We start from the raw sequence: 14152 nt of genomic DNA, 5'->3' as shown, positions 1-14152 counted from the left end.
AGTGGCGTGCCGAAGGTAGTTTGCCAAGCCGGGATGCGCATTTCGCTAGGCAATCCAGAAGCTTCTGCGTAGATCCTGAGCAGGATCGATAGGGGGTCATGCCGATGTTCCGGTTTCTCTATGGGTGCGCGGTCGCGCTCGGCCTCGCCACCCTCAATCCGGTAGACGCCAAGGTCCTCGATGCCGAACGGGCGAAACAATGGGAGTTCGAGCCGAAGAGCTTTGCCTGCCCGCTGACCGGCACGCGGTTCGAGCAGGTGGTCACCCATCCGCATTACCCGATCGAAAGCTTCCCCGACGGCAGCCATCTGGGCGACGAATGGATCGATACGCAGATCCCCGAGTGTCCCGACGACGGGGTGCCGATCCTGCCCGACTATTCCGCGCCTCCCGATAACGGTGCTAACGGTAGTGGAAGGCTTTCCTATCGCAGCTACACTGCCGACGAGCTCGCGCGCCTGTCGGAGCTGATCGCAAGCGACGCATGGGCCTCCCTGCTCGACGATACGCGGCATCTGCGCAGCTACTGGCTGGCAAAGCAGCTGGATCGCCCGGCCATGGACCGGTTCAACCTGTTGCTGCATTCGCCGTGGGGCGCGGAGAACGACGCTCAGCGGACGAAGGCGCTGGAGACGCTGGTCGCCGACTTACCCGGCGTGCTCGACGAACTCGACGTGCCCCCGGAGTACCGCGTCTTCGGCAACTACCATGCAGTGGATGCAATGCGCCAACTCGGCCGGTTCGACGAGGCGTCGGCGTTCCTCGACACGCTCGACGCGCTGCCCGTCGATGCCGAACCGGGTGAGGACCCGGACAATGAGTATTCCCGCGGAGCCTACTCAGCCCAGCAACGCCGTGCGATCGAAATGCAGGACAGCGACCGCTTCGCAATTGAAGCGCTCGACGATCGCATGGCCGGGCGGCTTTGTTCCGGAGAGGACTACTGGGCCTTGCGTGGCCCCAACGCCGAACGCGCGTGCCAGGTTCGCGCCGAGCGCCTCGCGCGAGAGCAGGCGGAATCCGATGCCGTTTATGTATTGCTGGAGGATCGCGACGCGCTCTCGGCGCGATGCACAACCCTGCCTGCCGACGCAGACGACCCCATCCTTACCGAAGCGTGCCGCCGCGCGCAGCACGATCTGGACTGGGACGCCGGCGAACGGCTGGCAAAGGAGCAGCCCACCGAGCTGGCGGAAATCTGCGAGCGCGTGCCCGAGCATGAGCGAGACACGGTCCAGACCTCTGCCTGTGGCTGGTACGAGAGCATGATAGCAGAAGCGGTGAAGGACTTGCTGCTTGCAGACGAGGCGGCTTTCGATCGCCTGTGCGATACCGCGACCATGCTTGGCAATGGGGTATTATCGCAGGGTTGCAATGGGGCCGGCCAGGTCCACGATTACCGGCAGGCGACCGCCTTGTGGCAGGACAAGCCGGCCTTGCGCGCGATCTGCCGCGACAAGAAGGCGCTGGAGGACGCGTTCGATGGCCGCCACATGGCGTGCCAGGCGATCGAGGATGGCAAGCAGTCGCCCTATTGGCTTGAATTCACCGAAGATTCCGCTTCCGAACCGAGTCCACTGTACCTTGCAGCATTGCCCCATGCGAAATCTCTGGTGGCAGCAGCAATGGCACAGAGGACTCGATAGCCGGCGCGAGCTTGCCCTTTCAGTTGCCCCCGGGGGGGGGCGGAGCCCCAGGGCCGAGTAGACGGTCGCTTGCATCACCGAACCCGGCACAATGCCTCTCGCGCCGAAGAACCCGCATGCCCTCAGGTGCCAACCCAAAGGTGATACTCCCACTAAAATACCAACAATTATTCTCCAGCCATAACAAAGACTTTATCCGAATAAATACTGCTGTCGTTTTCCAACAATCCGTTGCCATCCGACCGACCTAGCTTCCCAACTGCGCGACACAGTCGACAGTGTTTGTCGAAGGCAGCGGGAGGTGACGGCAATGAACATATGCGTAATCAACACCGGCGGCACGATCAGCTGCGTCGGCGAACCGCTCGCTCCGATGTCCGCCGCGACATTTGCCACGGCGGCACAGGCCATGCTCGACCCGATCATCGCCGAACAATTATCCAATGTAACCCTGACCTACGAGACCTCGCTCATCTTCCCCGAAAGCTCGACCGGGACGCTCGACAGCACCAATCTGCAACCTTCGGACTGGTGCCTGATGGCCGAATTCATCCTGAACAACTATGCGGCATTTGACGGCTTCGTGATCCTGCACGGCACCGATTCGATGGACTTCACCGGAGCCGCGCTGCCGTTCCTGCTCAACGTGTTCGATTCGCGCGGCTTCGGGCGCGCGGTCCTGTCGAAACCAGTGATCGTCACCGGGTCGCAAGTGCCCATGTTCTACGCAGTGCCCGGGTCCACCACGCCGAGCAAAATCAACTTTAACACCGACGCATTCCAGAATTTCTGCGGCGCGGTCGCTTGTGCGGCGCTCGCGATCCCCGAGGTTTGCGTCTATTTCGCTTCGCGGCTCTATCGCGGCAACCGGTCGATGAAGGTCAATGCGAGCGAGTTTCCCGCCTTCGCGACACCCAACTATCCTCCACTCGCGCGATACGGGATCGAGCTCGACCTTTACCGCGACGTCATGCTTCCGGGCCCCGTATCGAGCGACATCAGTCTCGATTCGCCAACCGCGCTCGCACTCGCAAAGAACCAGCTCGCTTCGATCACCGGTGCCATCGACGGCTTCCCGGTCATGCAATTCAACGCCTTCCCGGCACCCTACAGCGTCAGCGCCGGCACCGGAGTTATCGCCAATCTGATCGATGCCTGCGTCGGCCAGGGCATCAAGGGTTTGGTCCTCGAATCCTATGGCGAAGGCAATTTCCCTTCCGGAAACCCCGATACCCCGGCCAGCGGTGCAATCTACAAGGCTTTACAATCGGCCAATGCGGGCGGGACGGTCATCGTCGACTGTACGCAGGTGATGGCGGGGACAGTCAACGATTCGGCCTACGCCTCCGGCGCATGGCTCCCCTCGGTCGGCGCACTCAGCGGTGCCGACATGACGCCGATGGCCGGCCTGGCCAAGACGATGATCCTGCTCGCTGCCGGTGCCAGCAATGGCTGGACGCTGGAGACTATCAAGACGCTGATCCAGCTTAACCTCGCAGGCGAGGTGCTCAACGTTTCGCGGCTCGACAGCCGGACCAACGCCTGGTTGCTTCCGGGCCAATCAATCACCGCACTCGATGGCAGTGCAACCTTGCTCAACGACCCCACCAATGGCCCGGTACTAAGCGGGAGCGACGGCAGCTTCCTGTGGTCGCCTTCCGGATCGGCCACCTCGGGCCAGGCGGGCAGGCTGGTCGTACAGAATGACGGGAACCTCGTCCTGCGCAGCTTCGATAATTCGCCTTTGTGGGCGACCAACACCGGCAACCCGGCGGGAGCCTCATCCGCTCTGATGCTCGAAGGCAGCTGGGCGAAGAGCGGCGGCAGCCTCTCTTTGTCCCTCTACGATTACTCCGGCCAGCAAACCAGTGCCGTGCTCTTTCACCAGTAGACAGGGAGAAGACCGATGACCCCAGGCGTTTTCAAGTTCAGCGGACGCATTGCCGAAGGTGACCCGCGCCACACGATGATCGAATCCATGGACGACGTGGCAGCCGGCGGCCTGATCATCGCGCCGAATTACGTCCCCTCGAGTTGGGGCGCGGTGCCGCAGTACGCCGCGCCGGTGGTCGACACGGTGACCGGCTATGCCCCGGCCACCGACTGCAACGGCTACTTCATGTCGGACAAATACCAGCCGAACAACAACTGCTATGCCTATGGCTGCAACTTCGCTTCGAACAGCTTCCCCCAGCCAGGCCGCGCCAGCGGGGCCCCCAACCTGTTCAGCAATTTTACCCCGCAACAGGTCATCAGCAATGCCGAGAGCGATGGGCTGATCAACATCGGCTCTACAGTGGCGGACATTGCAAGCCACGCCGCCACCGGCGCTACCGGACACTATGTCGCGCTGATGTTCTCGACGCCGGAAAACAGCATCGGCGGCGATCCAAACGCCAATTGGCCGGGCGATTACCACTGGGCACGGTGCGATGTGCTCAGCTCGCCGATGTCGTGGTCGCAGAAGGACGGCGGCGACCAGGTCACCAACTTCGATTTTGCCGGCAATCCGATTACCGACCCCAGCACCGCAAACTGGACCGTCAACCAGGGTCCGATCAGCTCGACCGACGCGAACGAATACATCGTCACTTACGACTTCCTGACCTTCATGTTCGTCCCCAACGGAGCGGTGAACATTCTCTGATCGGGGTATACGGTCTGCGCCGGGTCGGGCCCGGCGCACACCGCCCTACCTCCGTGCCAAGTGCTTCTTGATTGCCCCGCCGGGTCGGCGTTGCTAACCGCCCCGCCTGTCAAGGAGCGCCGCCGAAATGTCCGATATCAAACGTGTAGTCCTCGCCTATTCGGGCGGTCTCGATACCAGCGTCATCGCCAAGTGGCTGAGCGTCGAGCGCGGGCTGGAAGTGGTCACTTTTACCGCCGATCTCGGCCAAGGCGAGGAGATCGAGCCGGCGCGGGCCAAGGCTCGGGCGATGGGTATCCCCGACAAGCACATCTTCATCGAAGATTTGCGCGAGGAATTCGTGCGCGATTTCGTCTTCCCGATGATGCGCGCAAACGCGCGTTACGAAGGCGACTACCTGCTCGGCACCAGCATCGCTCGCCCGCTGATCTCCAAGCGGCTGGTCGAAATCGCGCATGAGACCGGGGCCGACGCAATTGCCCATGGCGCGACCGGCAAGGGCAATGACCAGGTGCGGTTCGAGCTGTCGGCCTATGCGCTCGATCCGAACATCCGCGTCATCGCCCCGTGGCGCGAGTGGGACCTGACCAGCCGCACCGCGCTGATCGCATGGGCGGAGAAGCACCAGATCGCGGTGCCAAAGGACAAGCGCGGCGAAAGCCCGTTCTCGACCGACGCCAACCTGCTGCACACCTCGTCCGAGGGCAAAGTGCTGGAGGATCCGTGGGTGGAGACTCCTGATTATGTCTATTCGCGCACCGCTCATCCCGAAGATGCGCCCGATACGCCCGAATATGTCGAGATCGATTTCGAACGGGGCGACGGGGTTTCGCTCAATGGCGAGGCGATGTCGCCTGCTACCCTGCTGGCCGCGCTGAACGAGTTGGGGCGCAAACACGGGATCGGGCGCCTCGATCTGGTCGAGAATCGCTTTGTCGGCATGAAGAGCCGCGGGATGTACGAGACCCCGGGCGGAGAGATATACGCCCGCGCGCATCGCGGGATCGAGCAGATCACGCTCGATCGCGGCGCAGCCCATCTCAAGGACGAGTTGATGCCGAAATATGCCGAGCTGATCTATAACGGCTTCTGGTTCAGCCCCGAGCGCGAGATGCTGCAGGCAGCGATCGACCTGAGCCAGGAACGCGTTTCGGGCACGGTGCGGCTGAAACTCTATAAAGGCTTGGCGAGTGTGGTGGGCCGCAAGAGCCCCAATTCGCTCTACTCCGAAGCGCATGTCACCTTCGAGGACGACGCCGGAGCCTACGACCAGAAGGATGCCGAGGGTTTCATCAAGCTCAACGCGCTCCGGCTGCGGCTACTGGCGAAGCGCGACCGGTAATCATTGCGGGTCAGTTTCGGTTTTTTGACGAGCTTGCGACGAACCGTTGACTTATCCACTCCCGTCCACAGCGGATTTGGGGAAAAGTGGAAAACTCGGGCTTGAAAAGCTTGAACGACTCAGCGCGAAGGCGCAGCTTCAAGTCATCGGAAGGGCAAGAAATTCTCTTCAAATGACGGTCTAACGACCTGAAATTGGGGAAAATTACGAACCACTCTGACGTTGCGGTCACTGTCCGCGCGGTCTTCGAGGACCATAAGCCGAAGGTTTCGACCGGGAGCAAGTGGGCCGTTCGAGAGGAACGCGAAAGCAAGCTGCAGCAAGGCCGGAGATCCCGGCCTGCTATCGAGGGAAACGCCGAGACCCCCGGGTCGGAGTGGAGCCGCCAGAGACAGCAGGCCACACGGGAAGGAAGGTCTCGGAACCGGAAGGACTGCGAGGAAGATCTTCGGATCGGAGGCGCAGATCGGAAGGAACCGGATGCCGGTGCGAGCGCCGGTGACAGAACCGGAAACCCGGCTTGCCGGGAAGAAGGGAAAACATCGGGCGCCAAGCGCTCGTCGGAAGGTTCGCCGGACGATGAGACCACGCGCTGGTGAGAGTGGGGTCGGTAGCAATACCGGCCCCATTTGCTTTTCGGGCACGATTCTCGGCTTGAGATTGGCCTTGCCAACGGGCCGATTCCCGGCGGAAATCGCCCGAAACTGCCGTTTCCCGGAAGGGAAAAACCATCGCAATATCCCGTTTTGGGGTCACCTTCACGGCGAACCGCCTCTTGTCAGCGACGAAGCGATCTTCCGGTTTGGAACGATTAACTGCCTTCGGCTAACGGGCCTCAACTTCCGCAGTTGGGGAGTCCCCAGATGCCGAGAACCATGACCAAACAACCTCCCTTCCTTCGCGCCCTTGTGGCATCGGTCCTGCTGGTCGCCCCGCTCAATGCGGCGAGCCCGGCTGCGACCAACACCGGTTTAGACGCGAGCTTCGCGCTCTACGACGTCGAGCTTGCCGCGCCGCTGCCGAGTGGCAATGTGGTCGACCTCGAAGCCATCGAGCCGGCAGTCGAGCCCGAGCCGGAAGCCGTCTCGCTCGGCAGCGGCGTGGCGTCCTATTACGCCAACAAGTTCCACGGCCGCCGCACCGCGAGCGGCGAGCGGTTCGACATGCACGCCATGACCGCCGCGCACCGCACGCTGCCGTTTGGCAGCAAGGTCCGCGTCACCAACCCGGCCAACGGCAAGGTGGTGGTGGTGCGGATCAACGACCGCGGGCCGTTCTCGCACGGGCGCACGATCGACCTCAGCCGCGCGGCGGCGAGCGAGATCGGGCTGATCGCGCGCGGCAGCGGCACGGTGCATCTCGAGCTGCTCAAGTAGGCTTCCGAACCCGCACGAACCGAAGCCTGGCCTCGGCCCCCGTCTTTCCGCGCAAGCCTCACCCCTTGCCGAGGCCCTGCGTCGCGGTGCGGAACTTTGCCAGCATGTCGAGCGCACGCTCGGTCCGGCTGCTGCTGTCGAGCGTGAAGCTGGTGCCGCAAGCGGGGCAGTTCAGCGCCTCCTGACGCACCAGCATCTCCGCCGAAACGGGGATATCCGCCCGGCATTCGGGGCAGGGAAACCGGCCTTTGCTCATCGATTGGTCCTCTGCGCAGGATGGAGCCGGCAGAATCGCCTCTCCCCCGCGCGGTTCATTGTAGGAATACGACATGAACCGCAGCCTCCGGGCGACCGTGGCCCCCGCGCAACGCGCGCGCCCGGCAAACCCCTGAAATGCCGCGCCGCGCGCGCCGGCCGGCGCGAAAGGCGACACTAAGGCGACACCAAAGTCCAACACCGCCGCGCCCGATCCCGCGCTTCCCGAGTTACCGCGCCCAGCCGCGTATCCCGAGGAATGAATGCGTACCCCCGACCACACGATGCTCCGCACGCTGCTCCGCGCGGGTCTGGGCTAACGTGATACAGGCCATGGTCCGGTCTCCGGTGAGGGAATGGACCGAAGCACTTATCCCAAACCGGGGGCTGTAGGAAAATGGAATCGGACCGCCCGCGCTCACCTGAGGACCCGCCCGCCCCCGCTCATCCTGAGGAGCGAAGGCGCATGCCTGAGAGTCTCGAAGGGCCCGCTCATCCCGAGGAGCGACCCCGGACTTGATCCGGGGGTGCGTCTCGGAAGCGAAGCTGACGCGCAGCGTCAACGGCCGCTCACCCCGCCCCGGCGATCAGCCGCGCGACCAGCGCGGGATGCGGGGTGAGCGGCGCGGCCATATCGTGATCCTGCGGGTGGGGCGCGAGCAGGCTATGCCGCGCGAGCGGCGCAGCGGCCGCGAACAGCCCGCTCGCCGCGATCCGCCGCGCCAGATCCCCGCCCGCGATCACGAACAGCGCGGTCGCCCGCGAGGGGAGCGGCACTGCCGCCTGCCCGGGCGCAGGCTCGATCATGCCGAACTCCGAGTAGAGCCGGTCGAGGGTCGCGTTGCGCATGAGCAGCAGGTCGAGCGCATCGGGCCGCAACCACGGCGCGAGCGCCAGGACCAACGCCAGCCGCTCGCCCTCCCCCAACCCCGCATCGAGGCACGCATCGCCATAGGGATCGCCGCGCTGCAACCCGGGCGGCGCGGCGTCGTGCTCGCCGGCGTGCCCTTCCTGCCCGAAATCCACCGCGAGCCGCATCGCGATCGTGCGTTCGAGCCAGTCGAGTTCACGATGGAGGGTTTCGGCTAGCGGGTGTCGGGTGGTGGTCATGGGGGTCGGTAGCGCTGGGTTGCGGGGTGGGGAAGGGGATTTGGGTTGGGTGGTGAGTAGAAGTCCGTCGCGGTTCCTCGACTGGAGGTCGTGACATACGCGGCCAGGGCAATTGGCGGCATCGGCAAGCAAGGTAAGTACTGTGTCCCCCGTACTCTTCTTAGTCTTCCTGTTCATTGGGATATGGCCGCGGTGCCAATGCCGTCCACCCGTCTCGATTGGGAGCATTATGAGATGTCCGAACGTCCTGCCCTTCAGTTGCCGCAACGAAGCCACCACGGTGCCGCATAGCGCGTTCGACGGATTTCCGAGGATGGTCTTTGTCCGCTAGTGCCGAGCTTATGATAGCTGTAAAATCATTTTCAGGCGCGTTGTCTTGATTGCTGTATCGTTCGCCAAGGATTGCGTCCAACACTTCCGTGCTCACATTTCTTCGAGATCCATGATGAGGCACCTGAAACCGATCTATTCCGGGCAAGCTTAGGCCTACCCAGGGTGCGTAGTTGATCACCTGCTGAAGTGCTTGACGTCCTGCATCTCCAGTGAGTAACAACTTCTTTCCGCAAAGGTTGGCATATTGAACGACGCTCATTTCGTTCTCGGCGCTCGTATCCTCACTCGAGAATTTTTCTTCGCCCCATAGTGACGCGATCACGCCTCTCACTGCCGCCATTGCTGCCTTCAACATCTCGGTAAGTGTCTGCTCATGCGACTTTTCTGATTCGTCTATTCCTTCGGGTGTTTTTTCCGAAGCGACTATCAAGTCCAGATACATTTCTTTCGGCGGCGACATGACCCTAAAGGCGCCAATGGAAGCGCCTTGAAACGCTTCGTTGATCTGAATGCCCTTCCTGAATGCTATCTCTTCAAGCTCGACAACGGTCGGATAGCACTTTCTGAGCCGCGCTTTCAGCGCATCTGCTGAGTTGTAAGTCTTGAATCGGTCGATTAGCTCGTCGACATACAGCCAAGGGCGATTCATCCAAAGGCAGCCGATGTTTCCGTTTTCAAGAACGTGCTTCAGGCCTCGTGCATGATCGCCATCAGAGTGGGTCAGCACAACGTGATCGATGAAATCATCGTCGCCGTAATATTTGTTGATATGATTGAGTATTTTCTCACCAGTTTCGGTAAAGCCACCGTCTACAACGTGCGTATAGCTGCGATCATCTAACGTATAATGGAGCGTTATCGCATCTCCACTTTTAGCAGTTTCAACAGCTAAGAAGTCGATCTCAAAATAATCGGAGTCAGACATCAGATACTTCCTTGAAACTGGTGAGGCATAGCACTTGAATGATCATGCTATTCGCGACGTTTTTCGCAGCGAAGCCAGAAGCCAGGCAGGCAAGGCCTGAAGTTCCGGCCAAAATCAAGCCCGCTGGTATTGCGTTGTGGTCGGGAAAGGTCGCGAGCACCGGAATGCTCACCAAGGTGAAAATCGCCATCAACGCCGATAGATCACGCCACGCGATATATCGCTGACTCAGGTGCTGGACGGAATCCTCTTTGGAGAGTTCTTTATAAAATTTGTAGAAAGCGTTTTGCTGCTGCGGAGGAGAAAGTTGCGTCAAAACTCTGATGTTGGGAATTCTATCTCTATCAATCTGCGGGTGCCGAAGAGTTCTTTTTGTAAAGGCTCGATGCCCTGGCAGTCGGTCGTTAATTCGCCAAAATACAAAAAACTCTTTGAGCGGTTTTGGAACGATGTCTTGGACGAGCATTGCCATCAATCCAACAAACACCAACCCCAGAGACTTCTCGCTGAATATAGAAAGAGATGGTAGCGAGCCATTGAGCAAATAGGTCCCTAGAAGGACATAAAGGATGGCAGCTGGAGCAAGAAACTGCAACGCAGCTTGCGTCTTGTGCGAGATTTGCAATTGCCTGCCCCTGACGAATTCAGCATTTTGATGGTTAAGATGTAAACGAAGGTGAGGTTACTCCGATTCCATGTTGGTTTCAAATATTCCTCGTGCCTTCGCGTGAACCAAAAAAAAGCGGGACCCCGGGTCCCCTGCCTTCGCAGGGTCAGACAAGTCCGGGGTGACGAAAGGAGGGTGGCGGTTGCCCGACCGCGCGGCCTCTCTGCGTCTCTTCTTTCCTCTGCGGGCTCTGCGTGAAACCAATTAGAGTTGCATTGCGGCCAAAAGCGACCGGGGAAATCGAGAGTGCCCCTCCACCATCCTTCGGATGGTCCCCCTCCCCATCGCAAGTCGATGGGGAGGAATTATTTCGCCGCCGCCTTTGCCTTGCGGCCTGAGGCCCCCGCCTGCGCGGGGGCGCGGTCGGCGGCTCTGGTCAGCAACGGCGCGAGGTAGTGGCCGGTGTAGCTGCGCGGCTCTCTGACCACCTGCTCCGGCGTGCCCTGCGCGACGATCTCCCCGCCCCGAACCCCGCCTTCGGGCCCAAGGTCCAGCACCCAGTCCGCTGTCTTGATCACATCCAGATTGTGCTCGATCACCACGACAGAGTTCCCTTGCTCCACCAACCGATGAAGCACCTCCAGCAGCTTGCGCACGTCCTCGAAGTGCAGACCGGTGGTCGGCTCGTCGAGGATGTAGAGCGTCTGCCCGGTGCTGCGGCGGGCGAGTTCCTTGGCGAGTTTTACCCGCTGCGCCTCGCCGCCTGACAGGGTGGTCGCCTGCTGGCCGACCTTGACGTAGCCGAGGCCGACCTCGTTGAGCATGTGCATCTTGTCGCGGATCGGGGGGACGGCCTTGAAGAATTCCTCCGCATCCTCGATCGTCATGTCGAGCACGTCGGCGATCGAGTGGCCCTTGAACTTCACCTCCAGCGTCTCGCGGTTGTAGCGCTTGCCGCCGCATTCCTCGCAGGTGACGTAGACGTCGGGCAGGAAGTGCATCTCGATCTTGATCAGCCCGTCGCCCTGGCACGCCTCGCACCGCCCGCCCTTGACGTTGAAGCTGAAGCGCCCCGGCTTGTAGCCGCGCGCGAGGCTTTCGGGCAGGCCGGCGAACCAGTCGCGGATCTGGGTGAAGGCGCCGGTGTAGGTCGCGGGGTTGGAGCGCGGGGTGCGGCCGATCGGCGACTGGTCGATCTCGATCACCTTGTCGCAATATTCGAGGCCGGTGACCTTGTCGTGCGCGCCCGCGATCACCCGCGCGCCATTGAGCGTGCGCGCGGCGGCGGCGTAGAGCGTGTCGATGGTGAAGCTCGACTTGCCGCTGCCCGAAACGCCGGTGATGCAGGCGAAGGTGCCGAGCGGGATCGAGGCGGTGACATCCTTGAGGTTGTTCGCCCGCGCGCCGTGGACGGTGAGCTTGTGCCCGTTGCCCTTGCGCCGCTGGGCCGGGACCGCGATCGCGCGCCGCCCGGTGAGGTAGTCGGCGGTGAGCGAGTTCTTCGCCTTGAGCACCTGTTTGAGCGTGCCCTGCGCCACCACCTCGCCGCCGTGGACCCCGGCGCCCGGGCCGAGATCGACCACATGGTCGGCGGCGCGGATCGCGTCCTCGTCATGTTCGACCACGATCACCGTGTTGCCGAGATCGCGCAGCCGCTTCAAGGTTTCGAGCAGGCGGTCGTTGTCCTTCTGGTGCAGGCCGATGCTGGGTTCGTCGAGCACGTAGAGCACGCCGCTCAGCCCGCTGCCGATCTGGCTGGCGAGGCGGATGCGCTGGCTCTCCCCCCCGCTGAGCGTGCCGCTGGTGCGGTCGAGGTTGAGGTAGTCGAGCCCGACATTGTCGAGGAAGCCGAGCCGCTCGTTGATCTCTTTCAGGATGGCCCTGGCGATCTGGCTCTGCGTCGGGTTGAGCTGCGCGTCGAGGCCAAGGAACCACGCCTTGGCATCGGCCACGCTCATCTGCACCGGGGTGGCGATGTCGGTGCCGGCAATTTTCACCGCCAGCGCCTTCTCGTTCAATCGCTTGCCGTGGCAGGTCTCGCAGGCCTGCGCGGTCTGGTATTTGGACAGCTCCTCGCGCATCCACGCGCTCTCGGTCTGCATCAGGCGGCGGTTGAGATTGCCGATCACCCCCTCGAACGCCTTGTTGACGGTGTACTGCTTGCGCCCGTCCTTGAAGGTGAGCGCGACCGGCATCCCGCCGGTGCCGTGGAGGATGATGCTGCGCTGGTCGGGCGCGAGCTCGTTCCACGGGGTGGTGAGATCGAAATCGTAGGCCTTGGCGAGGCTCTGAAGCACCTGCATGTAATAGGGCGACGGCGGGTTGGACTTGGCCCACGGCACCACCGCGCCCTGCTTGAGGGAGAGCGCTTCGTTCGGCACCACCAGCTGCGGGTCGAACAGCTGCTTCTCGCCGATCCCGTCGCAGGTCGGGCACGCCCCCTGCGGCGCGTTGAAGCTGAACAGCCGCGGCTCGATCTCCTCGATGGTGAAGCCGGAGACCGGGCAGGCGAATTTCTCGGAGAAGACGATGCGGTTGGGCGGCAGGCCGGCGCCTTTCATGCCCCCTTTCGTCGCCCCAGCGGAAGCTGGGGCCTCGGTCGGCTGAGCGCCTTCGCCAGCGATCCCAGCTTGCGCTGGGATGACGTCTGAGACGTTACCATCCGCCAGATCGACATAGGCCAGCCCCTCGGCCAGCTTGAGCGCCTGTTCGAAACTGTCCGCCAGCCGGGTCTCGATCCCGCTCTTCACCGCGATCCGGTCGACCACCACCTCGATGTCGTGCTTGAACTTCTTGTCGAGCGCGGGCGCCTCCTCGATCGGATACATCTCGCCGTCGATCCGCACGCGGGTGAAGCCGGCCTTCTGCCACTCGGCCAGCTCGCGGCGGTATTCGCCCTTGCGCCCGCGCACCACCGGCGCGAGCAGGTAGAGCCGCGTCCCCTCGGGCAGCGCCATCACCCGGTCGACCATGTTGGAAACCGTCTGCGCCTCGATCGGCAGCCCGGTGGCGGGCGAGTACGGCACGCCCACCCGCGCCCACAGCAGCCGCATATAGTCGTAGATCTCGGTCACCGTCGCCACGGTCGAACGCGGGTTGCGGCTGGTGGTCTTCTGCTCGATGCTGATTGCGGGGCTGAGCCCGTCGATATGCTCGACATCGGGCTTCTGCATCATCTCGAGGAACTGGCGCGCATAGGCGCTCAGGCTCTCGACATAACGCCGCTGCCCCTCGGCATAGATGGTATCGAAGGCGAGCGACGACTTGCCCGAGCCGCTGAGCCCGGTGATGACGATCAGCGCATCGCGCGGCAGATCGATATCGATCCCCTTGAGATTATGCTCGCGCGCGCCGCGGACGGAGATTGTGGTGAGAGCCATGCGGGGTCACTTGGGGGCTTGAGTGGGCAGAGTCCAGCGTCCGCCCGCGAGCATTTGCCGGAAGCGCAATGTTCCGCAAATGTTCGCGCGGGTCAAGGGTGATCGCTACGAGATTTGGCTGCGTTACTGCAAGCTCGGCCGCAGCCGGCTCGAGCTGGTCGGATACGAGAAGCGCAAGTAATTTGCTTGACGCATTTGCCAAGTTGGTAAACTCTTCCAATAAAGTGGGGCGCGTGGTCGATTCGATCATCCGAAGATCGCATTGTTCCCCGTATTCCCGATAAGCAGGGCGCCATAAAATTACACCGTCAAGGTTCCGGAGTACGTTTTCGGGATTAGTTCTTCATATTTTGGACTCGCGGCGAAGAGCTGCACATCAGGCTCGGGCGGGGGTGAATATGGGCTGGTGGTCGGTGGGATCGAATTCTAGGGTCAGGACTCATTGATTGAGCCAGAAGATGACGGTTGCGGCGATGCATATTGCTGACATGAAGGCATGCGCGCAGCGATCATAGCGTGTGTGGATGCGCC

10 protein-coding genes and 1 pseudogene are annotated in these 14152 nt (G+C 62.1%); 5 read left to right on the top strand and 6 right to left on the bottom strand.

The features are described 5' to 3' along the window. Window positions 1-104 precede the first annotated feature (104 nt). The 5 genes from NSO95_RS11200 to NSO95_RS11180 all read left to right on the top strand — a co-directional run bounded on the left by NSO95_RS11200 (window position 105) and on the right by NSO95_RS11180 (window position 7011). Entirely contained in the window at window positions 105-1646 is a 1542-nt protein-coding gene (locus tag NSO95_RS11200) for a hypothetical protein (RefSeq protein WP_257596346.1), read from the top strand. Window positions 1647-1956: 310 nt separating this feature from the next. Further along, window positions 1957-3537 carry an asparaginase domain-containing protein gene (locus NSO95_RS11195; protein ID WP_257596345.1) on the top strand — a complete coding sequence of 527 codons (1581 nt, stop codon included), beginning with the start codon at window positions 1957-1959 and terminating at the stop codon, window positions 3535-3537. A 15-nt stretch (window positions 3538-3552) separates the two neighbouring features. Continuing rightward, entirely contained in the window at window positions 3553-4293 is a 741-nt protein-coding gene (locus NSO95_RS11190) for a hypothetical protein (RefSeq protein WP_257596344.1), read from the top strand. 127 nt (window positions 4294-4420) lie between these two features. Further along, window positions 4421-5635 (top strand): argininosuccinate synthase, encoded by a 1215-nt coding sequence (locus NSO95_RS11185; protein WP_257596343.1) that lies wholly within the window; start codon window positions 4421-4423, stop codon window positions 5633-5635. 875 nt (window positions 5636-6510) lie between these two features. After that, on the top strand, window positions 6511-7011 hold the full coding sequence (locus tag NSO95_RS11180) for a septal ring lytic transglycosylase RlpA family protein (RefSeq protein WP_257596342.1): 501 nt from the start codon (window positions 6511-6513) through the stop codon (window positions 7009-7011). A gap of 58 nt (window positions 7012-7069) precedes the next feature. On the opposite strand, the gene NSO95_RS11175 is transcribed toward NSO95_RS11180, so the two are convergent. From NSO95_RS11175 to NSO95_RS11150, 6 genes and pseudogenes are all read right to left on the bottom strand, one after another. Next, window positions 7070-7267 (bottom strand): hypothetical protein, encoded by a 198-nt coding sequence (locus NSO95_RS11175; RefSeq protein WP_257596341.1) that lies wholly within the window; start codon window positions 7265-7267, stop codon window positions 7070-7072. A gap of 569 nt (window positions 7268-7836) precedes the next feature. Continuing rightward, the gene (locus NSO95_RS11170) at window positions 7837-8376 is read right to left on the bottom strand and encodes a hypothetical protein (protein WP_257596339.1); all 540 of its coding nucleotides are present in this window, start codon (window positions 8374-8376) and stop codon (window positions 7837-7839) included. Between the two features lie 160 nt (window positions 8377-8536). Continuing rightward, entirely contained in the window at window positions 8537-9634 is a 1098-nt protein-coding gene (locus NSO95_RS11165; protein WP_257596338.1) for an MBL fold metallo-hydrolase, read from the bottom strand. Beyond that, window positions 9627-10259, bottom strand: a complete 633-nt coding sequence (locus NSO95_RS11160; protein ID WP_257596337.1) for a hypothetical protein — start codon at window positions 10257-10259, stop codon at window positions 9627-9629. Before NSO95_RS11160 ends, NSO95_RS11165 begins: the two co-directional genes overlap by 8 nt. Before the next feature lie 347 nt (window positions 10260-10606). After that, on the bottom strand, window positions 10607-13621 hold the full coding sequence (gene uvrA / locus NSO95_RS11155; protein WP_257596336.1) for an excinuclease ABC subunit UvrA: 3015 nt from the start codon (window positions 13619-13621) through the stop codon (window positions 10607-10609). Between the two features lie 439 nt (window positions 13622-14060). Continuing rightward, window positions 14061-14152: pseudogene (locus NSO95_RS11150) on the bottom strand (IS5/IS1182 family transposase); the annotation flags it as partial.

The organism is Parerythrobacter lacustris, assembly GCF_024626475.1.
Taxonomy (GTDB): Bacteria; Pseudomonadota; Alphaproteobacteria; order Sphingomonadales; family Sphingomonadaceae; genus Parerythrobacter_A; species Parerythrobacter_A lacustris.
This window is presented reverse-complemented; position numbering and strand designations above follow the sequence as displayed.

Bases quoted from the DNA above. Each gene is read 5' to 3' on its own strand.
- NSO95_RS11190 (WP_257596344.1), top strand. From the start codon at position 3,553: ATGACCCCAGGCGTTTTCAAGTTCAGCGGACGCATTGCCGAAGGTGAC.
- NSO95_RS11175 (WP_257596341.1), bottom strand. From the start codon at position 7,267: ATGAGCAAAGGCCGGTTTCCCTGCCCCGAATGCCGGGCGGATATCCCC.
- NSO95_RS11165 (WP_257596338.1), bottom strand. From the start codon at position 9,634: ATGTCTGACTCCGATTATTTTGAGATCGACTTCTTAGCTGTTGAAACT.
- NSO95_RS11180 (WP_257596342.1), top strand. From the start codon at position 6,511: ATGACCAAACAACCTCCCTTCCTTCGCGCCCTTGTGGCATCGGTCCTG.
- NSO95_RS11200 (WP_257596346.1), top strand. From the start codon at position 105: ATGTTCCGGTTTCTCTATGGGTGCGCGGTCGCGCTCGGCCTCGCCACC.
- NSO95_RS11185 (WP_257596343.1), top strand. From the start codon at position 4,421: ATGTCCGATATCAAACGTGTAGTCCTCGCCTATTCGGGCGGTCTCGAT.
- NSO95_RS11195 (WP_257596345.1), top strand. From the start codon at position 1,957: ATGAACATATGCGTAATCAACACCGGCGGCACGATCAGCTGCGTCGGC.
- uvrA (WP_257596336.1), bottom strand. From the start codon at position 13,621: ATGGCTCTCACCACAATCTCCGTCCGCGGCGCGCGCGAGCATAATCTC.
- NSO95_RS11170 (WP_257596339.1), bottom strand. From the start codon at position 8,376: ATGACCACCACCCGACACCCGCTAGCCGAAACCCTCCATCGTGAACTC.